Source organism: Zwartia sp. (assembly GCF_049655405.1).
GTDB lineage: Bacteria > Pseudomonadota > Gammaproteobacteria > Burkholderiales > Burkholderiaceae_B > Zwartia.
In genome coordinates, this window is the sequence record NZ_JBASJR010000003.1 from 155,820 (window position 1) to 177,167 (window position 21,348).

The 21,348-nt window shown below is 52.6% G+C and carries 20 protein-coding genes and 1 tRNA gene; 11 read left to right on the forward strand and 10 right to left on the reverse strand.

All coding sequences use genetic code 11. The annotated features are described in order from the left end of the window. Positions 1–50: 50 nt before the first annotated feature. Together WBJ47_RS02045 and WBJ47_RS02050 are read right to left on the reverse strand one after the other, a co-directional pair. Positions 51–764, reverse strand: coding sequence for a 3-oxoacid CoA-transferase subunit B (locus WBJ47_RS02045; RefSeq protein ID WP_422245089.1), 714 nt, complete (start codon positions 762–764; stop codon positions 51–53). Beyond that, positions 761–1,432, reverse strand: coding sequence for a 3-oxoacid CoA-transferase subunit A (locus tag WBJ47_RS02050; RefSeq protein ID WP_422245088.1), 672 nt, complete (start codon positions 1,430–1,432; stop codon positions 761–763). Before WBJ47_RS02050 ends, WBJ47_RS02045 begins: the two co-directional genes overlap by 4 nt. Before the next feature lie 224 nt (positions 1,433–1,656). On the opposite strand from WBJ47_RS02050, the gene WBJ47_RS02055 reads away from it, so the two are divergent. Genes WBJ47_RS02055 through WBJ47_RS02070 form a run of 4 tightly spaced genes read left to right on the forward strand, consistent with a single transcriptional unit; the run spans position 1,657 to position 6,009 of the window. Then, the gene (locus tag WBJ47_RS02055) at positions 1,657–2,847 is read left to right on the forward strand and encodes an acyl-CoA dehydrogenase family protein (RefSeq protein WP_422245086.1); all 1,191 of its coding nucleotides are present in this window, start codon (positions 1,657–1,659) and stop codon (positions 2,845–2,847) included. A gap of 8 nt (positions 2,848–2,855) precedes the next feature. Continuing rightward, the gene (locus WBJ47_RS02060) at positions 2,856–3,971 is read left to right on the forward strand and encodes an acyl-CoA dehydrogenase family protein (RefSeq protein ID WP_422245085.1); all 1,116 of its coding nucleotides are present in this window, start codon (positions 2,856–2,858) and stop codon (positions 3,969–3,971) included. Between the two features lie 17 nt (positions 3,972–3,988). Next, entirely contained in the window at positions 3,989–4,819 is an 831-nt protein-coding gene (locus WBJ47_RS02065) for an FAS1-like dehydratase domain-containing protein (protein WP_422245084.1), read from the forward strand. After that, positions 4,816–6,009, forward strand: coding sequence for a CaiB/BaiF CoA transferase family protein (locus WBJ47_RS02070; RefSeq protein ID WP_422245082.1), 1,194 nt, complete (start codon positions 4,816–4,818; stop codon positions 6,007–6,009). Before WBJ47_RS02065 ends, WBJ47_RS02070 begins: the two co-directional genes overlap by 4 nt. A 12-nt stretch (positions 6,010–6,021) precedes the next feature. Here the strand turns inward: WBJ47_RS02070 and folK are convergent, their stop codons facing one another. The 4 genes from folK to hda are packed head-to-tail and all read right to left on the reverse strand — an operon-like array spanning position 6,022 to position 9,281. Beyond that, the gene (gene folK / locus WBJ47_RS02075) at positions 6,022–6,501 is read right to left on the reverse strand and encodes a 2-amino-4-hydroxy-6-hydroxymethyldihydropteridine diphosphokinase (RefSeq protein ID WP_422245080.1); all 480 of its coding nucleotides are present in this window, start codon (positions 6,499–6,501) and stop codon (positions 6,022–6,024) included. Positions 6,502–6,511: 10 nt separating this feature from the next. After that, entirely contained in the window at positions 6,512–7,885 is a 1,374-nt protein-coding gene (pcnB, locus tag WBJ47_RS02080) for a polynucleotide adenylyltransferase PcnB (RefSeq protein WP_422245078.1), read from the reverse strand. Next, positions 7,885–8,583, reverse strand: a complete 699-nt coding sequence (locus WBJ47_RS02085) for an HAD family hydrolase (protein ID WP_422245076.1) — start codon at positions 8,581–8,583, stop codon at positions 7,885–7,887. The genes pcnB and WBJ47_RS02085 overlap by 1 nt, the downstream gene beginning before the upstream one ends. Continuing rightward, positions 8,580–9,281: a DnaA regulatory inactivator Hda gene (gene hda / locus WBJ47_RS02090; protein WP_422245074.1), complete on the reverse strand. Its 702-nt coding sequence runs from the start codon at positions 9,279–9,281 to the stop codon at positions 8,580–8,582. The genes WBJ47_RS02085 and hda overlap by 4 nt, the downstream gene beginning before the upstream one ends. Positions 9,282–9,351: 70 nt before the next feature. Here hda and purM point away from each other — a divergent pair, with 70 nt between their 5' ends. After that, a complete protein-coding gene (gene purM, locus WBJ47_RS02095) occupies positions 9,352–10,398 on the forward strand; it encodes a phosphoribosylformylglycinamidine cyclo-ligase (RefSeq protein ID WP_422245072.1) in 1,047 nt (348 codons plus the stop codon). Position 10,399: 1 nt separating this feature from the next. Here purM and miaA read toward each other — a convergent pair whose 3' ends face one another. The 4 genes from miaA to tsaE form a co-directional block, all read right to left on the reverse strand. Next, positions 10,400–11,380 (reverse strand): tRNA (adenosine(37)-N6)-dimethylallyltransferase MiaA, encoded by a 981-nt coding sequence (gene miaA, locus WBJ47_RS02100; protein ID WP_422245070.1) that lies wholly within the window; start codon positions 11,378–11,380, stop codon positions 10,400–10,402. Then, positions 11,377–13,215, reverse strand: coding sequence for a DNA mismatch repair endonuclease MutL (mutL, locus tag WBJ47_RS02105; RefSeq protein ID WP_422245068.1), 1,839 nt, complete (start codon positions 13,213–13,215; stop codon positions 11,377–11,379). Before mutL ends, miaA begins: the two co-directional genes overlap by 4 nt. Positions 13,216–13,282: 67 nt before the next feature. Further along, positions 13,283–14,650, reverse strand: a complete 1,368-nt coding sequence (locus WBJ47_RS02110; protein ID WP_422245066.1) for an N-acetylmuramoyl-L-alanine amidase — start codon at positions 14,648–14,650, stop codon at positions 13,283–13,285. Further along, a complete protein-coding gene (tsaE, locus tag WBJ47_RS02115; RefSeq protein WP_422245064.1) occupies positions 14,602–15,144 on the reverse strand; it encodes a tRNA (adenosine(37)-N6)-threonylcarbamoyltransferase complex ATPase subunit type 1 TsaE in 543 nt (180 codons plus the stop codon). Before tsaE ends, WBJ47_RS02110 begins: the two co-directional genes overlap by 49 nt. Before the next feature lie 61 nt (positions 15,145–15,205). Between tsaE and xerD the strand changes: the two genes are divergently transcribed. The 6 genes from xerD (at position 15,206) to WBJ47_RS02145 (ending at position 21,340) form a co-directional block, all read left to right on the forward strand. Continuing rightward, a complete protein-coding gene (xerD, locus tag WBJ47_RS02120; protein ID WP_422245173.1) occupies positions 15,206–16,117 on the forward strand; it encodes a site-specific tyrosine recombinase XerD in 912 nt (303 codons plus the stop codon). 35 nt (positions 16,118–16,152) lie between these two features. Beyond that, positions 16,153–16,228: transfer RNA gene (locus WBJ47_RS02125), tRNA-Arg, on the forward strand. Between the two features lie 211 nt (positions 16,229–16,439). After that, the gene (locus tag WBJ47_RS02130; RefSeq protein WP_422245062.1) at positions 16,440–18,875 is read left to right on the forward strand and encodes a DUF4214 domain-containing protein; all 2,436 of its coding nucleotides are present in this window, start codon (positions 16,440–16,442) and stop codon (positions 18,873–18,875) included. 140 nt (positions 18,876–19,015) lie between these two features. Further along, positions 19,016–19,897: a DUF3313 domain-containing protein gene (locus tag WBJ47_RS02135; RefSeq protein WP_424585297.1), complete on the forward strand. Its 882-nt coding sequence runs from the start codon at positions 19,016–19,018 to the stop codon at positions 19,895–19,897. 53 nt (positions 19,898–19,950) lie between these two features. Continuing rightward, entirely contained in the window at positions 19,951–21,180 is a 1,230-nt protein-coding gene (locus WBJ47_RS02140) for an MFS transporter (protein ID WP_422245059.1), read from the forward strand. A gap of 1 nt (position 21,181) precedes the next feature. Next, positions 21,182–21,340, forward strand: coding sequence for a hypothetical protein (locus WBJ47_RS02145; protein WP_422245057.1), 159 nt, complete (start codon positions 21,182–21,184; stop codon positions 21,338–21,340). Positions 21,341–21,348: the final 8 nt, after the last annotated feature.

Genomic DNA, 21,348 nt, shown 5'->3' on the forward strand with positions numbered 1-21,348 from the left:
GTCCTTGATCCCTGTATTGTGACTGAAACAGTCTTAACCGCTATTCATGACTACCCGTAGGTGGGATGGCCCTGTGCATCACGTCGTATGACTGAAAGCTTGGCGCTTGGCTTGAGCGGTGCGCCAGTTTTTTGTTGCAAGGCCTCCATTGAAAGACCCTCGATGAGGGCACGGACCTCAAACCCCTGTGGAGTGACGTCGATGATGGCGAGGTCGGTGTAGACCTGGTCTACCACCCCTGCACCTGTGAGTGGATAAGTACATTGCTGCATCAGTTTTGAGCTTTGATCTTTTGCCACATGTTCCATCATCACGATCACATTTCGTGCGCCGATTGCTAAATCCATGGCGCCACCAATTGCCGCGATTGCGTCCGGGCCGGAGGTGATCCAGTTGGCAAGATCGCCGTTCGCTGCGACTTGAAAGCCACCCAGCACGGAGTAATCCAGATGACCGCCGCGCATCATCGCAAACGAAACAGTGTGCTCGGTAATTGAAGCACCATCGAGAAGCGTCACGGGCGTGCGACTGGCGTTAATGAGATCGAGATCAATTTCATCTCCAATCGCAGCGCGTCCCATGCCCAAAATGCCATTTTCGCTATGGAGCAAAATTTCGCGGTCTTTGGGTAAAAAGTCGGCGACTTGGGTAGGCATGCCGATTCCAAGGTTCACGACCGAGCCATCAGGAAAGTCATGGGCGACGAGATAGGAAATTTCTGCGCGTGAAAGCGGCTTGAATGTGCTGTCTGCGGCTGTGCTCATCGCTCGCCTCCGATTGCTACAACAGATTGAACAAAAATCCCGGGTGTCATGACATGCTCGGGGGCGAGTTCGCCAAGTGGCACGATGCGATTGACTTGCGCGATGGTGTGCTTGGCGGCCATACACATGACGGGCCCAAAATTGCGCGCAGCCCATCGGTAGTTCAGGTTGCCCCAACGATCACCCAGATGCGCGCGAATCAGTGCAAAGTCCGCCGATAGTGGTTGCTCAAGGATATAGCCTTTGCCATCAATGACACGTTGCTCTTTACCTTCAGCAATCAACGTGCCGTAACCTGTTGGGGTGAAAAAGGGACCGAGTCCAGCTCCCGCTGCGCGTAAACGCTCGGCGAGTGTGCCTTGTGGCATGCACTCGAGTTCGACTTGTCCTGCGCGATAAGCATTTGCAAACACATCTGAGTTGGCTGGGCGCGGATGAGAGCAAACGATTTTACGTACCCGGCCTGCTTTGATGAGTCCGGCGATGCCTGTTTCGTGCGTGCCAGCGTTGTTGCTGATGATGGTGAGTTCACGTAAACCTTTGTCGAGCACGGCGCTCATCAGCTCAAATGGGATGCCTGCATCACCAAAGCCGCTGACCATGATGGCGGCACCATCTCTGATCGGTTCGATTGCTTCTTGCAGGGATGCTTTGACTTTATCGAGCATGCTGACTCCAGGTAAGACTGATCGTTAAAAAAGACGCACAAGCGTCGAGTATTAGGGTTTTCATCAGTGTGGTGCTGTCTCGTAGAAATGTTTTTTTTGATTGTAGGGGGTTTTTGAATCAGTATTGCCTCGCGGGGATTTTCACTTGCGGAATGCGGACTTCCAAAATGACAGATGGAATCGCTGCGGGGGAGCGTTAAGATACTGTACATAGGAGAACGCTCATGGATCTGACTTGGACCCCCGAAGAACGCGCCTTTCGTGAAGAGGTGCGTGCATTTGTAGTGGCTAAATTACCGGCCGATTTACGTGCAAAGTCTTTTGCGCATCAACGTATCAAGCGCGATGACTATTTGCGCTGGCATCGCATTCTTGCCGAGCATGGCTGGGGAGCGCCGAGTTGGCCAAAAGAATATGGCGGTACTGGCTGGAATGCCGTGCAGCGCATGATCTTTGAGATTGAATCTTTCAAAGCCGGTGCGCCTCGCTTGTTGCCTTTTGGCCTGAGCATGATTGGTCCTGTATTAATGAAATACGGTAATGCCTCACAAAAGGAGCGTTTTCTTTCCCGCATCATTAACGTGGATGACTGGTGGTGTCAGGGCTATTCGGAGCCTGGTTCTGGCTCTGATTTGGCCTCACTCAAGACACGTGCTGAGCGCGTGGGTGACCGTTACATCATTAACGGCCAGAAAACCTGGACGACTTTGGCGCATTATGCTGACTGGATGTTTTGTCTGGCGCGAACGGACCCAGCCGCCAAGGCACAGCGCGGCATTTCAATGATCTTGATCGACATGCGTCAGCCAGGCGTTCAGGTCAGACCGATCAAAACGCTGGATGGTGGTGCTGAAGTCAACGAGGTCTGGCTTGAAAATGTCGAAGCACCTCTTGAAAATCTCGTCGGGGAAGAAAACAACGGCTGGACCTATGCCAAGTATTTGTTAGGCCACGAGCGCAGCGGAATTGCCGGAATTGGTCACTGCCATCGCGAGCTGGCGATTCTGAAGTCACTCGCTGAACGCACGATGGCCAGTGGTGAGTCATTGAGTCTGAACTCTCGCGTGCGCGACAGTATCAATCGCGTCGAAGCACAAGTGTTGGCGCTTGAAATGATGGTCTTGCGCGTGGCGGCCGATGAGTCAAGCGATCCTGGACCCAAAGCATCTATTTTAAAAATTCGTGGTTCAGAGCTTCAGATGGAACTCGCAAAACTGCAGATGCAGGTAGCGGGTTCAGACGCGTTGCCCTACGACCCGGAGTGGATGTTGGCAGAGTCAGAGTTTCACGGCCCAGGCCCTGAATATTCGGCTGCAGCAGCAGCGGCGTATTTCGACATGCGCAAGACTGCCATTTACGGTGGAACCAACGAGGTTCAGAAAGGCATCATCGCCAAGCAAATTATCGGGGTCTAGGATACATCATGGATTTTTCATACTCAGAAGAGCAACGGATGTTGACAGACAGTCTGCACCGTTTAATTGCAGACAACTGGACTCGACCCAAGCGCCGTGCGCGTCAAGTCAGCGGCAAGCTTGATGTGTCCGCTTGGAACAGTTTGGTCGAACTAGGCGTAGGTGGTTTGTTAGTGGCCGAGGAGTTTGGTGGCTTTGGCGAGACGCCCGCCACGATGTTGGCAGTGCACCAAGAGCTTGGTCGCGGCTTGGTCAGCGAGCCCGTGATTTCCAGCGCAGTGATGGGTGTCACCTTGCTTGCGCAGAGCGATAATCAGGCGCTCAAACAGCAATGGCTGACCGCGCATGCTGAAGGTGAGGCCATTCTTGCAGTGGCTTGGCAAGAAGAGGGCGAGCGTGATGCTCAGCGTCCTCTGAGCACGCGCGCTTCTGCGCATCAGGGAGGCTATCAGCTGGACGGTAAAAAAATTCTGGTTTGGCATGCGGCCGGCTCAGATGCTTTACTGGTCTCCGTCGTGCTTGAGGGTGAAACAACTGTGCTGCTGGTTCCCACCGGTTCGGCTGGCGTGTCGATCGCTGACTATCCCACTTTTGATGGCTCACGTGCTGCGACAGTCACCTTCGAACGCGTCGTCGTACCCGCGGAAAATTTGGTGGCGAAAGGTGTACTTGCGCAAGCCTCGCTCACGATGGCACTGGACTTCGGGATCGTCGCGTTGTGCGCGCAAGCCTGCGGTGCGATGGCTTATCTCACTGACAGCACGATTCAGTACCTCAAGACACGCAAGCAATTCGGACAGCCTTTGGCAAATTTCCAAGTCTTGCAACATCGCTTGGCCGAGATGCTGATCCAGTCCGAAATGGGCTTGTCGATGACCTATGTCGCGGCGATCGCGCTCAGCGAGCCAGATGCGCAAAAGCGTAGTCGCATTGTCTCCATGGCTAAAGTTGAAGTGGCTGCCGCTGCACGTTTTGTAGGTGAGGCCTCTGTGCAGTCTCACGGTGGTATGGGCGTGACAGACGAGCTGGAGGTGGGCGATTACTTTAAACGCTTGACCTATCTTGATTTGTTACTTGGCGATACCAACTACCACTTGCAACGCATGCAAGATCTTGAGACTTAAAGAAAGGAAGTGATCAGATGTCGACGACAGATTTAAATGCGTGGCTAGGCAAGTCGCAAACCGTTGTGGACCGCATGGATCCTGGCCACGCTGCCTGCATTGCGGCAACCTTAGGCGAAACGACCCCGCAAGTGGGTCAGGTGGTGCCGCACCTCTGGCATTGGGCTTTTTTCCTTGAAACCGTGCCAATTGCGCAAACCGGTCTTGATGGTCATCCCGCTCGCGGCAGCTTTTTGCCTCCTGCGGACAATCGCAATCGTATGTGGGCAGGCGGTCGAGTCTCTTTCAATGAGGGCTTGCGCGTGGGGATCGAGGCACACAAAACCTCGACTGTTTTAGCCATCAAAGAAAAGCAAGGTCGCACCGGTTCTTTGCTATTTGTGACGGTCAAGCATGACATCGTCCAAGAGGGCAAACTCGTGATTAGCGAGGAGCAAGATATCGTCTATCGCGAGCCAAGCCCGCCAAAGCTTCAGGGTACGGAGTCTGCACCGGTCGCACAATGGAGCGAGTCAGTGGACCCGAGTCCGGTACTGCTGTTCAGATACTCGGCCGTGACCTTCAACAGCCACCGCATTCACTACGATCACCCATATGTGACGCAAACCGAAGGGTATCCAGGGCTTGTGATCCACGGTCCTTTAATCGCAACGCTCATGTGTCGGGCGTTCGTCCGCGCCAATCCCGCCGCACAAGTACGTCATCTTGCTTATCGCGGTCTACGACCTCTCATCGCACCGACACCTTTCGCGGTCGCCGGCATGATGGAAGCGCCGGGTGAAGCCAAACTATGGGCTGAGCAAGAGGGCACGCTTGCCCACCAAGCAGAATTGAGGTTCGAAGTATGAAAAAAGCTGGTCCACGCCCACTCGATGGGATTACTGTCGTCAGTCTAGAGCACGCGATCGCAGCGCCGTTTTGCACCCGTCAACTCGCCGACAATGGTGCGCGCGTCATCAAAGTCGAGCGGCCGGGTGTTGGCGATTTTGCTCGCAAATACGATGAGCGCACACGCGGTATGGCCTCGCACTTTGTTTGGACGAATCGCTCAAAAGAAAGTTTGACCTTGGACCTCAAACATGAGGATGCCGGTCCGATTTTGAACGAATTGCTGGCCGAGGCCGATGTACTTGTGCAAAATCTGGCACCCGGGGCTGCTGCGCGCATGGGTTTATCTTTCGAGGCCTTGCACGAGCGCTTTCCCAAACTGATTGTGTGCGATATATCAGGCTACGGCGAAGGCGGTCCTTACGAAACCAAAAAAGCGTACGACCTGTTGATTCAGAGTGAAAGTGGTTTCATCTCTGTGACGGGTTCGCCTGATGCGCCCGCCAAGGCAGGCTGTTCGATCGCGGATATTGCTGCCGGTTCGTATGCCTATTCCAGCATTTTGAACGCATTGTTGTTGCGCCATAAAACGGGTTTGGGCAGTCATCTCGATGTATCAATGCTCGAGAGCATGGTGGAGTGGATGAGCTTCCCACTTTATTACGCCTTTGAAGGACAGTCTCCTCCGCCACGCGCAGGCGCTGCACACGCAACGATTTACCCTTATGGCCCCTTTCCCGTGGGGGACGGTAGCAACGTCATGCTTGGTTTGCAAAACGAGCGTGAGTGGCAAGTGTTTTGCGAAAAAGTGTTGAACCAACCTGCTTTGGCGAAAGACCCACGTTATGACTCGACTTCCAAGCGGGTTGCAAATCGCGATGGCTTGCGGGGTTTGATTGTCGATGCTTTTGCCAAGATGACGATCGACGAAGTCATTGAGGCGTTGGAAAAAGCACAGATTGCCAATGCGCGGGTCAATGAAATGAAAGACGTATGGGCGCATCCGCAACTCAAAGCTCGTCAACGCTGGACAGAGGTACAGACTCCTGTGGGTGCTTTACCTGCCTTGCTTCCGCCAGCCACTAGCAGCGCCTTTGATGCTCGAATGGATCCCATTCCGGCCATTGGTGAGCACACGCTCGCGATTCTCAAATCCTTGGGCGTGAGTGACGAAATCATCGCCAAGCTTGAGGCCGCAAAAGCGATTTAAATTTCAAATGCTCTAAAGCGGTAGCGGCCAGAGTTTCTGGTCGCTACATTGCTCCAGCAGAGTCTGGAGGCTTCCTTGCTTGAGTACGAGATCTGGGGTCAGCTCGCTGAGCGGCCGCAACACAAAGGCTCTCTCGTGCATGCGTGGATGGGGCAGTGTGAGTCTCGGTGTTTCCATCTCGACACCTTCATATAAAAGTAAATCGAGATCCAAGGTCCGTGGTGCATTGCGAAACGGCCGCTCTCGTCCATGCGCCTGTTCAATCGCCTGCAAGGCGTCGAGCAAGGCTAATGGCGCGAGAGTGGTATGAATTTGAGCGACTGTATTGACAAAGGTCGGACCCTGCGCATCGACGGGGTCACTGCCGTAAAGCGGCGCAACAATCAGCGACTGAATACCTCGAGTCTCGCCAAGTGCTTTAAGAGCCCGTTCAATCGTCTCGCGCGCGTCCCCAAGATTTGCACCCAGGCCGATCCAAGCGCGCGCAGACATTTTCGAAGACCTAACTTGGGTCAGAGGATGGCGAGCGCTGGGTGTCTGTACTTGGGCTGCGCTTGCGACGGCGTGTGCGCGGACGAGTTCCGGTCGCACTTGATTCGCGAGGGAGTTTGCTCAAGTCTTCAAGCATCGCTGCCCGACCCTCATCATCAGCATTCGCAAGATCCATCCACCATTGCGCCAGAACACTATCGAACTGATGCGATGCTGCGCGTAACTGCAGAAAATCGACAGCGGCTCTAAAGCGAGGTTGTTCGAACATACGCCAGATTGATTTAGGCAAGCGCTTTTCAAAGCGTGGTTGCATAAACCAGATCTCTCGCATATCAGCACTAAAGCGTTTTTGAATGGCGAGCTTTTCAGTTTGTTCGTCGAGGACAGAGTCCGCGGCTTCCATGAGCGCTTGAATCGAAGGCTCGCCGGCTGCAACACGTTGCTGCCAACGCACATCGACTTGATGCCAAAGCAACGCGGCGAACAGAAAGCTTGGGCTGACAGTTTTGCCACTTCGAATACGCTGATCGGTTCGTTCGAGCGAGAGCTCGATAAACGCCTCGCCACCGGGCTGCTCAAGCACCACGTCCAACAAAGGTAAGATCCCTTGATGCAAGCCGTCTTGTCGCAGTTGCGTCAAACATTCCATTGCTTGACCACAGGTCAGCAATTTCAGCATCTCATCGAATAATCTCGAGGCTGGAACGTTTTCAATCAGTTCAGCCATTGATGCTAAAGGCTCTTTGGTCTCAGGCTCGATCTTTCCCTTGAGCTTGACCGCAAAGCGCACGGCACGCAGCATGCGCACCGGATCTTCACGATAGCGCGTGCGTGGATCACCGATCATACGAATCAAACGATGTTTGAGATCGTCGACGCCATTGTGATAATCGATCACTTCTTCTGTGCTGGGATCGTAGTACAGCGCGTTGATCGTGAAATCTCGACGCGCCGCATCTTGTGCATGGGTACCAAACTCGTTGTCGCGCAAAATGCGACCATGCCCGTCGGTGGATTGTGATTCAGAGGCAGGCGCTCGAAAGGTCGACGTTTCAATGATTTCTTGGCCAAAGACCACATGTACCAGTTGAAAGCGTCGGCCGATGATGCGAGCGCGCCTGAACAGCGGACGGATTTGCTCTGGCGTTGCATTGGTCGCAACGTCAAAGTCTTTGGGTTCGAGTCCCACAATCAGATCTCGAACGGCACCCCCGACAATGTAGGCTTGGTAGCCTTCGTGCTGTAAAACCTCGCAGACTTTGATGGCATGACGCGAAACAATCCGGCGATCAATGCCATGCTTATCTTTGCTGATACGTCGCAAACCCTGTGATCTCTGGCCAAACAGCTGACCAACAAAGCGTTTAATGGTGTCTGTAAGCATCAGGATTTATCGTCGGCTAGCGTGTTGAAAAGATTGAGGACGGGCCATTTGCGTTGTTGTGCAACGGCGAGCAGGCTCTCACTAGGATTTGTCACGATGGGATGCGTGACGACTTCGAGCAGCGGAAGATCATTGATCGAGTCACTGTAAAAATAGGACGCATCAAAATCTTGTAATCGCTTGCTCAAGCCTTCAAGCCAGCTGTTCACGCGGAGGACTTTGCCATGTTTAAAACTGGGCGTGCCTAATATTTTTCCGGTGTAACGGCCTGCAATGTATTCGGGATCTGTTGCGATCAGTGTGGGCACACCAAACGCACGCGCAATCGGCGCTGTCACAAAGCTGTTGGTCGCGGTAACCACTGCACAGAGGTCGCCTGCAGCCAAGTGTTGTTGTACGAGTTCAATTGCCGCTTGAGTCATCGCCGGACGAATCACGTTTTGCATAAACTCTTCATGCCAGGCTGCCAGCAAGTGAGGAGGGTGCGCAGCCAGCAAACCCAGCATAAACTCTGCGGCTTGTTCAGCAGTCAACTCACCTGCGTTATAACGGTCCATCAGCTCTTCGTTGCGACGCAACGCTTCGGCCGGATCGCCCGCCCGCCCGGATTTGGCCATGAAAACAGCCCATTGATAATCACTATCAAGAGGCAGTAGCGTGTGGTCGAGATCAAAAAGTGCGAGTCGTCTGAAGGTCATGATTGTAAAAATTCTCGGTCGGACAGCATTTGGCGCACAAGGGGCACAGTCACCGTCCGGTGTTTAGAAAGAGAGTACCGGTCTAGCGCATCCACCAAGGCAAAAAGTTGCCGGATGTCTCGGGTGTAATGCGTCAACATCCAGTCCAACACCTCTTCGGAGAGTGGGAGCCCACGCCTGAGCGCATAGGCTTTGAGCGCTTCGAGTTTTTCCGCATCGGACAACGGGTCTAGGCGAAACACCAGATCCCAGCCCAAGCGGGTGCGTAAGTCTTCACGCAAGGACATCATCATCGGCGCACGATCACCTGTGACAACCAGTCCGAAAGCTTGAGGCGTCGCAGCAAGCTCGCGCCAGCGATTGTACAGGGCAAACACGGCTGCCTGCTGCTCTGCGGTCATCTCCTGGATGTCATCCACCGCCACAACTTCTGCCTCAATTTGGTCGGCTGGCAGGGTGGCGAGGGCCATAATTTTGTCAGAAAGTGTCTCGATATTGAAAAAATGAGCACGTTTGTCTTTTATCATTGCATGCAGCAAATGGCTGCGCCCACAGCCGGGTGGACCCCATAAATACAGTGCCCGTCCCGGAGACAAGCCCTTTGCCGCATCGATAGCGGCGGCATTTGCGCCCACCACAGTGTTGTCCAAACTTGGACTTTGGGTGGGGGAGATTTCTAGAAGTAACTGCCGACTCATCGACTCATCGTAAAATCAGTAAAAATACGGACGAAAGTCCACAATTGTCACACAACCACGGCTTTTTCCCATGACACAACCTCAAGCTCCTCTGACTTACCGCGACGCTGGCGTCGATATTGACGCGGGCGATGCCCTGGTCGACCGTATTAAACCCCTGGCAGCGCGCACAATGCGCGAGGGTGTCCTGGCAGGCATTGGTGGCTTTGGTGCCTTGTTTGAGGTCCCAAAACGCTACAAAGAACCCGTTTTGGTCTCAGGCACCGATGGCGTTGGTACCAAACTCAAGCTTGCCTTTGACTGGCAACGCCACGACACCGTCGGAATCGATCTTGTGGCGATGAGTGTCAACGACATTTTGGTTCAGGGTGCAGAGCCATTGTTTTTCCTGGATTATTTTGCCTGCGGCAAATTGTCAGTCGACGTGGCCGCTCAAGTGGTGGGCGGTATCGCCAAGGGTTGCGAGCTTTCTGGTTGCGCACTCATCGGCGGCGAAACTGCTGAAATGCCCGGCATGTATCCGGATGGTGAGTACGACTTGGCTGGTTTTGCTGTGGGCGCGGCGGAAAAGTCTGCGCTGATTGATGGCAAATCCATTCAACCAGGCGACGTGGTGTTAGGTTTGGCCTCAAGTGGTGCCCATTCAAACGGTTATTCCTTGCTGCGCAAAATCTTGCAGCGTGCCAATGCCCGTCCCGAACAAGACTTTCACGGTCAGCCTTTAGGTGATGTCGTGATGGCGCCGACGCATTTGTATGTCAAGCCCGTATTGGCGGTCCTCAAGGATTTTGGTAAACAAATCAAAGGCTTGGCGCATATTACTGGTGGTGGGTTGCTAGACAATGTGCCACGTATTTTGCAGCCTGGTTTACAAGCGCGTCTGCACCGAGATGCTTGGCAAATGCCCAAACTTTTTAGCTGGCTGCAAGAGCAGGGCGGCGTCGCCGACACCGAAATGCACCGTGTTTTTAACTGCGGAATCGGTATGGTTGCTGTTGTGCCTGCGGCTCAAGCAGAGGCCATCAGTCAAGCACTACGAGCCCAAGGCGAGACGGTCTATCAGCTCGGAGAGATCGCCGAGTGTGCGGCTACAGACGCACAAACTGTCGTCCTCTAAGTTAGTCGACAATCGTTCGGTCGTGGATCAAACGATCCACGATTGCCAAGGTCTTCTCGGTTGCTGCACTTGAATCAGCTTCGATCGTGAGGCGATCGGGTAGGCTACGCAGCCACGTCAGTTGCCTTTTGGCCAATTGACGTGTGGCTGCGATGGCTTGCTCTCTGGCCTGTGCGGGCGTGACCTCGCCCTCCAGCATGGACCAAAATTGTCGATAGCCCACGCAGCGAATCGATGGCAGGTCTGTATGCAAATCGCCTCGCGCACGTAGCGTTCGGACCTCCTCAACCAAGCCTTCCTCCAGCATTTGATCAAAGCGTAACGCAATGCGCTGGTGCAGATGGCTACGCTCTGTTGGCTCAAGACTCAAGGTGACCGTGGCCAAAGGTTTGTCAGTTTGTTCGGGAGCGCTGAGCAGCTCAGACATCGTCTTGCCGCTGATATGCCAGATCTCAAGTGCCCTCTGTATGCGTTGACTATCGTTGGGAGAAAGCCTCGCAGCGGTGACGGGATCAATCAAGTGAAGCGCTGCATGCATTGCAGGCCAACCCTCGACAGCGGCTCGCAACTCAAGTTCTTTTCTAATCTCTGGGTCTGCGCTAGGTAAGTCATTGAGTCCATCGCGCAGGGCCTTAAAGTAAAGCATCGTGCCGCCCACCAACACAGGCAGGCGTCCTCGGGCGCGTATTTCTTTTACGCAACGAAGCGTATCGCGTCTAAAGGCTGCCGCTGAATATGATTCCAGCGGATCCAAAATATCTAATAAGTGGTGATGAATCGCGGCACGCTCTTCTTGCGAGGGCTTGGCTGTACCAATATCCATGCCGCGATAAATGGTGGCAGAGTCAACATTAATAATTTCGCATGGCCACTTTTGTGCAATCGCGCGTGCGATGGCGCTCTTGCCACTTGCTGTGGGGCCCGCAATACACAGCAAAGCGGGAGTGTGAAGTGACTGAGCGGAGAGTGGGTCCGCTGTCATTGGCCGCGTAAAAATAGTTTGTCTAAATCCGATACGTTCCAGTGGATCCAGGTGGGCCGTCCGTGGTTGCACTGATCCGCGCGTTCAGTCTGCTCCATCTGACGCAGCAGGGCATTCATTTCTTCGAGCGTGAGTTGACGATTGGCACGCACTGCCCCATGGCAAGCCATTGTGCCAAGCAAGGTGTTGCGCTGCTCGGTTAAAAGCTGACTTGCACCCAAGTGTTCAAGGTCGCGCAGAACGCCGCGTGCGAGCGCCTCTAAATCACCTCGAACCAGCATGGCGGGTACGGCCCGTAGCGCCATATCTTGAGGTCCCACGGTAGCCATCTCAAAGCCGAGTTCGTTGATCTGTGCACGAAATTCTTCGGCCAGTGCGATTTCTTTTTCGGTGACTCGAAACACAACGGGCACAAGCAGAGTTTGTTGCGGCAATGATTGCGTATCAAGCGCCTTTTTAAGCTGCTCATACACCACACGCTCGTGGGCGGCATGCATGTCGATCAACGCCAGCCCCGAACTCGTTTGAGCCAAGATGTAGATTCCATGCACCTGGGCGAGGGCGCGTCCGAGTGGCCAGGCAGGTGTCGGCTCATCGAGTGGCGCGTAAAGTGTTTTCCATGCCTCAGTCGAAACAGATGAGGCTGGTCCATTCTCACGTAAATGAAAAGTGTTCTGTGTCGCGGCTTGCCAGGGTACGCTTGGCTGAGTGCGATGATCAAATGCGGCTGAGCGACTGCTCGATCCCGCGCTTGCAAAGGTCGCTGGCATAAAGCCAGTCACGTTCTCTTGCGTGGTTGGTGCATTCGGATCAGTAGATGTCCCCACAGCAGAGACTTGCTGGGCGCCCGCGACACCGGCGAGTGCTTGAGTGACTGTTTGCTGAACAAAACGATGGACGGCACCAGAGTCGCGAAAACGGACCTCGTGTTTGGCCGGATGGACGTTGACGTCTACGGCGGTAGGGTCCACATGTAAAAATAATACATAGGCGGGTTGACGATCGCCATGCAAGACATCGGCGTAGGCGCTACGCAAGGCATGGGAAACCGTACGGTCTCGGACATGACGGCCATTGACAAACAAAAACTGTCGATCTGCGCGGGCGCGTGCTGCCGTGGGCCTCGTCACCACACCCATGAGAGAGATCAAGCCGCCTTGGGCATTGACCTCGATGCCGTGCTCGTTAAATTCTGATCCCAGGACGTCGCTGATCCGTTTGAGGGCTGAAGTGGGCAACCATTGACGCACCGCCCGGTCATTATGAAAGACACGGAAGCCAACTTCTGGAAAGGCCAGTGCGATGCGTTCGATGGCATCAATGCAGTGACCAAATTCCGTCGCTTCTGCACGCAAAAATTTACGTCTGGCTGGTACGCGATCAAATAAATATTTCACATCCACTGTGGTGCCGAGGGCGCCAGAGGCGGCCGTCGCATCGCTGGCACCAGGCTCCAGGCACCAAGCGTGTTCCGCTTCTTTGGGGCGAGAGATGAGTGTCAGCTGCGAAACCGCGGCAATTGAGGCCAGCGCTTCACCACGAAACCCCATCGAATGAACAGACTCGAGTTCTTCGAGCGAGTTGATTTTGCTCGTCGCGTGACGGGTCAAAGCCAGCGCGAGTTCTTCTTTCGCAATGCCGCCGCCATCATCTATCACCGCAATACGTCTGATGCCACCTGCCTCAAGACGTACCTCAACCGTTTGTGCGCCCGCATCTACGGCATTTTCCACGAGTTCTTTGAGCACGGAGGCAGGACGCTCGATGACCTCGCCGGCCGCGATTTGACTCACTAGCAGGTCGGGTAGTGCACAGATGGGGCGACGAATAGACATATTGAGAACGAACAAAAAGAAGCCTCTATTCTAGAGGCTTGTTGGGGCAGATGTTCGTATTGTTGTGTTAACCGACGGTTGAGAGATGCGGATTGACTTTGAAAAAATGGTGAATACCTGAGTGCATCGCCGAGGCGAAGCGATCTTGAGTCTGAGCGCTTCTCAGCATCTGCTCTTCGGTTGGATTGCTGATAAAGGCTGTTTCGACCAAGATCGAAGGCATATCAGGCGCGCGCAACACCGCAAAACCGGCGTTTTCAACCTGTGGTTTGTGCAGGCGATAAACGCCGCGCAGCTGATCCAGCATTGTCGAAGCCAGTTGGGTCGAATCTTTGATTTGGGCGGAGGTAGACAGATCAAGCAAAATTTTTGCGACTTGATTGTTTTGTGTCTGAATATTGATGCCACCGATCAAATCCGCTGAGTTTTCTTTTTCAGCTAACCATTTTGCCGCAGTGCTCGAGGCGCCGCGATCTGACAGGACATACACAGAGCTGCCACCCGCGGTGGGACGAGGGAAGGCATCTGCGTGAATCGAAACAAACAGATCTGCTTTGACTCGGCGGGCCTTCTCAACGCGAACATGGAGTGGAACGAAATAATCGCCGTCACGGGTGAGGTAGCCACGCATACCGGGTGTGGCATCAATGCGAGCTTTTAGCTTTTGAGCAATTGCGAGAACAACGTCTTTTTCGCGTGTGCCGCCTTTGCCGATTGCACCTGGATCTTCACCGCCATGGCCTGCATCAATTGCGATTGTTACCATGCGACGCCGACCGAGAGGCGTCGGACTGGTGCTTGGGCTGCTAGGCGCAAGTGGTGGCGCGACAGAGTTGGGGATCACGGGAACAGCAGCCATGCCCGTTCCTTTTGGATTACGACTGATGTCGTTGAGCACCCGCGCAAGAGGATCCTCGTCCAACTTCTTCTGCGGCATTTTCTTAAGCAGCGCGGTCAGAGGGTCCTGCGCTACTTTTGGATACAGGTCAAGCACCAAGCGGAACTTATAGTCCCCGACTGGCTTGAGCGTAAAGACCTGTGGCGCAATGGCTTGCTTCAGATCAAAAACAATGCGGATAACATTGGCCCGGTTCTGCGCGACGCGCAACGAGCTGATGTAAGGGTCGTCAGGGCGTACTTTGCGGACCAAGTCGTTGAGTGCCGGGTTCATCTCCATGCCCTGAATGTCCACCACCATACGATGCGGATTTTCTAGAGTGAAATGTTCGGCACGCAATTCACTGTCGAGTTCGAGCGTGACGCGTGTGTAATCATCCGCTGGCCACGTGCGCACAGCGAGTAGCTTGGCCGCCATGGCGATTCGAGGAATCACTGGCAAAAGTAAAATCGTTGCCGCACCCAACAGACGGCGACGAGCAGGGGCTTTTAGCCCTTCTGAGCATCCTGACTTGTCTGAGGCAAAGCGTCGATCCATTTAAGCCCTCTGGCTGTATAAGCACTAAGTGTTGCAAGACGACCCTGGTTGGCATAAGCCAGCTGAATAAGTAGATCCGGATGCCCTAATAAATCGCCCGCACGTTCAGGCCATTCGATCAAAACAAGTGCTCGGTTATTGAGCAAATCACGGAACCCAGCGTCTAACCATTCTGCAGGATCGTTAAATCTATAAAAATCAAGATGATACAAGTATAAGTTAGAAACTTCATAAGATTCAAGTAAAGCGTAACTTGGGCTCTTAATTCGTCCAGAAACGCCACATTGTCGTAAAAAAGCTCTGGCTAAGGAAGTCTTTCCTGCGCCGAGGTCGCCTTCCAGATGAATGCGGCCGCCAGCGTCGGGACCGGGCTGATCTCCCTCGGACGATGGCTGCATATCCGCCGCAACCCGGGCAAGTGCTTGACCGAGAAGATCGGTATCCACTTCTCCGGGTAACAATAGGGAGAGGGTTTTCAGAGGGGCAGGAGGCATAGGGTAAAACTGGCAGATAAGTGGGTGAGTGAATGCTACTATCATTTTCTCATTTCGCGTCATGGCATCCCGCATGAGTGCTCAGGAATCAAGCGCTGTCGGCACCTTTATCGATGCGGTTTGGCTCGAAGACGGCCTGGCCGCCAACACGCTTGCGGCTTATCGCCGCGATTTGAGTGCGTTTGAACAATGGCTGCAGGTTGAGCGTGGCGTTGCACTTGATGCCGCCGTTGGCGCCGATATCGAGTCTTGGTTTGCCGCTTTGCATGCCAACAGTAAACCCAGCACAGCCAATCGCCGCCTCGCCACACTTCGTCGTTACTACTTGTGGGCCATTCGCCATCAACGCGTCTCGGCGGACCCGTGTCTACAGCTGACAACGGCTCGTCAGCCGCTGCGTGTGCCCAAGACGCTTTCTGAGGGACAAGTGGAGGCTTTGCTTAAACAACCTCCTGTTCATACACCGCGTGGCTTGCGTGATCGCGCCATGCTCGAGGTGTTGTATGCCACAGGTTTGCGTGTTTCTGAGTTGGTCAACATAGGCGTGTTGGAAATCAGCCTGTCCGATGGCGTGCTCAGAGTCGTGCAGGGTAAGGGTGGCAAGGACCGCTTGGTGCCGCTTGGCGCCGAAGCTGCACAATGGATTGATACGTATATGAAAGAGGCGCGTCCCGTCTTGCTCGGACCGCGGACCAGCCCTGCGATGTTTGTGACGGCTCGGGGGACGCCGATGACGCGGCAGTCTTTTTGGCTGTTGATTAAAAAATATGCGGTGCTGGCGGGCGTGCGGGCACCGCTATCTCCGCACGTGCTGCGACATGCATTTGCCACTCATTTGCTCAATCATGGCGCGGACTTGCGCGTGGTGCAAATGTTGCTGGGTCATGCAGATATTTCAACCACACAGATTTATACCCACGTTGCACGCGAGCGTCTAAAAAGCTTGCATGCCCAGCATCACCCTCGCGGCTGAGGGACTTGCTCAACACTTGTTAAACTACACCACACGCCGCCGTAACTCAGTGGATAGAGTACCTTCCTCCTAAGAAGGGAGTCGGACGTTCGATTCGTCTCGGCGGCGCCACCAGATTCTCAAGGGTCACTCTTTAAAAGCATCAATATCTTTTGACATATTTTTATATCGAAAAAAATAACTATTAGATAAAAAAAATAAGCCTTTTGATGAATTTACGCTCGACTGCTTCCTGATCAGACTTGAAACGTGGCGAACATTTGTTTGCCGTCGGATCAAACGTGTTGCCTTTCTTGGCCACGGGATCTTCAAGGAGAATGATATGGATTACAGTTACGAAGGTAATGTTGAGTTGCTTTCAGAAGAATCAGTGAATTCGGATTCTTCGAGTCGTACCGGTTTAAGTCAGATAGACTTTCCTTCAGTTGCAGTCAATGCAGATTCTTTTTCTAGAGATATCCATAGTAGCGTGGCACAGCTTTATATTGTTATGCTTGGCCGAGCGCCAGAAAAAGCGGGCTTAAATATTTGGAGTGGAGAGCTGGCTAATGGGGCTGATATTCAGGACGTATGCAGTTATTTTGCGGCCTGTTCAGAGGTTTCGGATACTTTTCGCGGAATGACCTCAGCTCAACAAGTCAATATGTTTTATTTGAATGCATTTGATCGTTCTGCAGACTCGGAGGGACTCAAGTATTGGGGCGGGCTAATCGATGATGGTATCCCTTTTTACGAAGTTGCGAGAATGCTGACAGAGGCGGCATTTAATGGTTCGGGCGGTGTAGACGCTGCTGATACTGGAGCAATCAGGAGCAAGGTCGAAAGAGCGACTAATTTTGCATTGCATTCCCAAAATGATGACATTGATAGCGCAAGAGATGCGGTGAGGCCATCCACACCAGATGTCGGTGCTCCTGTTCAAACGGATCCTGCCCCGCAATTGCCAGTGAACGTGACTCCGGGACCATCGGATCCGGGTCCCGTGAATCCAGGTCCCGTGACGCCAGAGCCTCCTCCGGTACCAACGCTTACCTATAGTTCCGGTACATTTGTGGAATCTACTGCAAATAACGGGACCATTGGTAGCTCGATTGTGATTACTCTCGCTGGGGATACCTTTTCTACAAATGTTGCAAATAAAATTCTAGTCGCTAATGTGCCTGAGGGGCTTGTTGCATCGTTTACGTTAGCTAGCAACACGATTTTGACTGCCACGCTCACAGGAACTGCGTCACCTAGTGCCAGTGTTCACGATATCAATAATCTGTCCTTTACTTTTCTCGATGGTGCATTTGAGACAACGCCTAACGCGTCAACGGTGGTCAATTACACAAAAACGAGTTTGGTTGTAGATTTTATTGATGGAACTTCTACCGATGAGGGTGGAGGAAGTGGAGGGAGCGGAGGAAGTGGAAATGGTGGCGGTGGCGGTGGCGGCGGGGGTGGCAGTAACGATAACGGTGACTTGTACGGCGATCAGTACGTTCTTCTCCGTGATCTTGACGCAACTGATGGCTTTGGTAACGGAGAAGCTGTTCTAGATGCGAATGGACAGCAAATCCTTGTAGGTACAAACGGCGCTCCAATCTATTACGTGCTCAATGCCGATGGAGATTATGAAATTCCTGCAGATTTGCTGGCGTTTACTCAAACGGTGGAACTCGAGCGAGCAAACGTTGTGCGTGCACCAGAGTCTGTTTTGAATCATGCGCTGACTGAAGCACTTTCTAAGATCGATGCTGCCACTAGTATCACAACGGATCCCGCAGGTCGCATAATGTGCGATGGTGCAACGATTGATTCACCTCTTGAAAATCTAGCACTCTATAAATATTTGATGACAGCAGATGGGCAAACTAATTGGAATGATGTCGTGGACAATTGGCCCGATAAATTCAAAGCCCTTGCCGGAGACGATGCTCTCAATCCGGACTGGAGTCCTGCGAGTCTTTTAGGTGCTGTATTTTCAAAAGAGTCAACGGTCCTCGTAGACGCGGTCTTATACGAAAATACGATGCTTGGCGTCAACACTGTGACCCAGGTGGATGGAGAGCCTCATGTTGATTATTTTAATTTCAATAACGGCAGCAGTGAGGCGTTTAATTATGATCGTGAATCCCATTTTGCAGATGTCTGGTTTCAATGGTATGAAGACACAGACGGGGATCTGAATAATCTTGAGCTTGTTCAAAAGTCTCTTATGGATGCTGTGTTTAATGGTGAGAACTGGTCTGATGAGTACATTGCAGTGTCTGAAGATGGCGCTGCTTTTGAGCCTGTCGCTGCAACGTCCTCAGGTATGAATGATTTTAGCCAGTCTGTGGATGACTCTAGGGCCGTCATTAATTTTATGCATGAGAGTTTTGGTGCAGTTCAGATTCAGGCCCCGGTCTCGTCAGCTTTCGCTTCTGCAGATGCTTTTCTGACTTCTGTTGAGAGCTCTCAGGCCCTCATTTTCGACGAAATTGATAGTATGACCCCAAGTCAAGAGTTGTCGACGCCAACTACGGATTCGCCAGCTCAAGGTTACGCCTTGGTTCAGACGCCTACCTCGGATGTTGAGGAGCTGTTTTCTTTGGAGGAGCCAGATGAAGCGGAGGATGCAATTCAATTGGATGCAGTTCTGACGGACTCGGACTATGTCTTTGAACATACATCTGGTTGCTCTGGTGGGTCTTCAACACAAGAATCTCACCTTTCTGCCATGGCTTCACATTATGTTGAAGTGCCGTTGCCGGTCGCCGAAGTGTCCATTTAATGGTGTCAGACTGGGGGCTGTGTCCTGTGGTCGCGGTTGAGTGCTCGGTCTGATTATCGTTAATTTATAGTCTTATCAGAAAAGATAAGACTATTTTTTTTGTCAAATTGTTAATATGCATTTATCTGCTTACAGAATGTATGTCTGCAAACTTAATATCAGATAGCTTTAATCAAAGGAATTACGTTGTGATGATGGCTCAGAAGAAAAATAAAGCATCAGTTTTCTGCCTTCCATCGGCATGCCTGATGTTTTTAGTCGCCACGTTACTAACCGGTTGTGTTGGCGATAAGCCTGGATTGGGAGACGGGACAAATATTACAGTTTCAGATACTGCCCGCATGACAAAATCAGGATTTCTCTCTGAATACGGACGTTTGAAAGCGACCCAATGGGGTGAGGGTATGCAGTGCTGGAGCGAGCAAAATTTAAAAGCCTCCCGCTACAACAAGGTACTTGTTTCACGAATAGTCGTGTCATTTGCTTCGTCAACAGACAGGCGCAACGAAACAATGATTGATCCTAATGACCTCAAAACCCTGACGGATTATTTCCACGAGGCATTGGTTAAAAGCCTTAAGCCTCAAATGCAAATAGTAGATAAAGCTGGCCCGGGTGTAGTTGTCATGCGTGTAGCATTAACTGACCTTGTCCCTACGCAAGTGACTGACAGCATTGCTGGTACCTTGATTCCCTACGCCTTCATTCTGGAGGCTGGCTCCGGAACAGCAACAGGGCGTCCCGCTGGATCGACCCCATACATGGGTGAAACCGGCATGGAAATGCAGTTTCGTGATGGTGTCACAGGCGCGGTGCTGGCAGAATGCCGCGATACAGAAATTGGACGTAAATATGCAGCCGACATGAACAGTGGTGTTGTAGGTGCTGCGCAGACTTGGGCGAGCGGTTATCTCAATTCTTTTCAGCAATGGTCCTATGCCAAAAACGCTTTTGACAAATGGTCAGTCTTGATTGCGCAGCGCATGGCTGAAATGCGAGGCGTTTCCGCAGCAAAAAAATAAATAAACAAGTCTCCTGACTTTTATCCTCTTGATCCAGATTGCTGCAGAGACATATGACACAAGCGACCGCCAATACACCAGAACAAAAAGATCAATATGCAGTCCGGACTATCCTAATAGGAACATTCATTGTTCTTTTGGCGATGGGGACGCGCGCGACCTTTGGTTTGTTCATGCAGCCAATGGGGCTTGAGCATAACTGGCCCCGTGAAGTCTTTTCGATGGCGTTTGCCATTCAAAATCTGGTCTGGGGATTCGGAGCGATCGGTGCTGGCATGATGGCGGATCGATTCGGTTCGGGCCGAACGATCGCTTTGAGTGCAGTTTTTTATGCCTGTGGTCTTGTCGGCACGCGTTACGCCACGAGCGTATCAGATTTGTATCTGAGCGCAGGCGTACTGGTGGGGCTTGGACAAGCGGGTACAACTTTTGCGGTCATTCTCCCTGTTATTGCAAGAACGGTTCCTGTCGCGTCACGTAGCACGGCGATGGGTATTGCGAGTGCAGGTGGTTCCCTCGGACAATTTTTGGTGGTTCCCACCGGTCAATTGTTGATTGATACATATCAGTGGACGGGTGCGTATTGGATAATGTCAGTTGTGCTGGCCTCGACCTTACCGCTGATCTGGTTTTTGAGAGGAAAGCCTGCGGCTGCAGTCGGGCAGCAACAATCGCTGCTCAGCGCGATTAGCCAGGCCTTGAAACACCCGACGTTTCATTTCCTGTTCTGGAGTTATTTTGTGTGCGGTTTTCACACCGCGTTCATTACTCTGCATTTGCCTTCCTTTGTTACAGATGCGGGTTTAAACGCGAGCACCGGAGCGATCGCGATTGCCTTGATTGGTTTATTCAATGTTTTTGGCTCTTTTTCCGCAGGCAAAATGGGCGGCACACACAGTAAAAAGAACTTGCTCGCCTTCTTGTATTTCATGCGTGCCTTTGGCATTCTTTGGATTTTGGTGATGCCGACAACGACATTCGTCGTCTACGTATTTGCTGCGTGGATGGGGTTATTCTGGCTGGGGACGGTTCCGTTGACGTTGGGTCTGATCGCTCAGATTTACGGCCTGCGTTATGCGGCGACACTTTCAGGTATGGTGTTTTTAGGGCATCAATTGGGGAGCTTTAGCGGCGTCTGGTTGGGAGGCAAGGTCCAGGCGATCACAGGTAGTTATGATCTGGTCTGGTGGATAGGCATTGCATTAGCACTCATAGCCGCAGCCTTATGCCTGCCAGTCAAAGAAAAACCACTTGCCCTCGGCCTCACTCCTGCTGGCGCTTGAGATGCCTCACACTAAACAACATTCTGGTTTTTCAAAAATACTACTCAAGGTACTCGGGGGCGGAGTACTGCTTGCTGTACTCGTGATCGGTTTCTTAGGTTACCTAACGCCCGGTATGCGCATCAACTGGGAAACAGTCGCCACGATGTGCGGGTTTTAATTGTCTGA

Bases quoted from the DNA above. Each gene is read 5' to 3' on its own strand.
- WBJ47_RS02045 (WP_422245089.1), bottom strand. From the start codon at position 764: ATGAGCACAGCCGCAGACAGCACATTCAAGCCGCTTTCACGCGCAGAA.
- WBJ47_RS02050 (WP_422245088.1), bottom strand. From the start codon at position 1,432: ATGCTCGATAAAGTCAAAGCATCCCTGCAAGAAGCAATCGAACCGATC.
- WBJ47_RS02055 (WP_422245086.1), top strand. From the start codon at position 1,657: ATGGATCTGACTTGGACCCCCGAAGAACGCGCCTTTCGTGAAGAGGTG.
- WBJ47_RS02060 (WP_422245085.1), top strand. From the start codon at position 2,856: ATGGATTTTTCATACTCAGAAGAGCAACGGATGTTGACAGACAGTCTG.
- WBJ47_RS02065 (WP_422245084.1), top strand. From the start codon at position 3,989: ATGTCGACGACAGATTTAAATGCGTGGCTAGGCAAGTCGCAAACCGTT.
- WBJ47_RS02070 (WP_422245082.1), top strand. From the start codon at position 4,816: ATGAAAAAAGCTGGTCCACGCCCACTCGATGGGATTACTGTCGTCAGT.
- folK (WP_422245080.1), bottom strand. From the start codon at position 6,501: ATGTCTGCGCGCGCTTGGATCGGCCTGGGTGCAAATCTTGGGGACGCG.
- pcnB (WP_422245078.1), bottom strand. From the start codon at position 7,885: ATGCTTACAGACACCATTAAACGCTTTGTTGGTCAGCTGTTTGGCCAG.
- WBJ47_RS02085 (WP_422245076.1), bottom strand. From the start codon at position 8,583: ATGACCTTCAGACGACTCGCACTTTTTGATCTCGACCACACGCTACTG.
- hda (WP_422245074.1), bottom strand. From the start codon at position 9,281: ATGAGTCGGCAGTTACTTCTAGAAATCTCCCCCACCCAAAGTCCAAGT.
- purM (WP_422245072.1), top strand. From the start codon at position 9,352: ATGACACAACCTCAAGCTCCTCTGACTTACCGCGACGCTGGCGTCGAT.
- miaA (WP_422245070.1), bottom strand. From the start codon at position 11,380: ATGACAGCGGACCCACTCTCCGCTCAGTCACTTCACACTCCCGCTTTG.
- mutL (WP_422245068.1), bottom strand. From the start codon at position 13,215: ATGTCTATTCGTCGCCCCATCTGTGCACTACCCGACCTGCTAGTGAGT.
- WBJ47_RS02110 (WP_422245066.1), bottom strand. From the start codon at position 14,650: ATGGATCGACGCTTTGCCTCAGACAAGTCAGGATGCTCAGAAGGGCTA.
- tsaE (WP_422245064.1), bottom strand. From the start codon at position 15,144: ATGCCTCCTGCCCCTCTGAAAACCCTCTCCCTATTGTTACCCGGAGAA.
- xerD (WP_422245173.1), top strand. From the start codon at position 15,206: ATGGCATCCCGCATGAGTGCTCAGGAATCAAGCGCTGTCGGCACCTTT.
- WBJ47_RS02130 (WP_422245062.1), top strand. From the start codon at position 16,440: ATGGATTACAGTTACGAAGGTAATGTTGAGTTGCTTTCAGAAGAATCA.
- WBJ47_RS02135 (WP_424585297.1), top strand. From the start codon at position 19,016: ATGTCTGCAAACTTAATATCAGATAGCTTTAATCAAAGGAATTACGTT.
- WBJ47_RS02140 (WP_422245059.1), top strand. From the start codon at position 19,951: ATGACACAAGCGACCGCCAATACACCAGAACAAAAAGATCAATATGCA.
- WBJ47_RS02145 (WP_422245057.1), top strand. From the start codon at position 21,182: ATGCCTCACACTAAACAACATTCTGGTTTTTCAAAAATACTACTCAAG.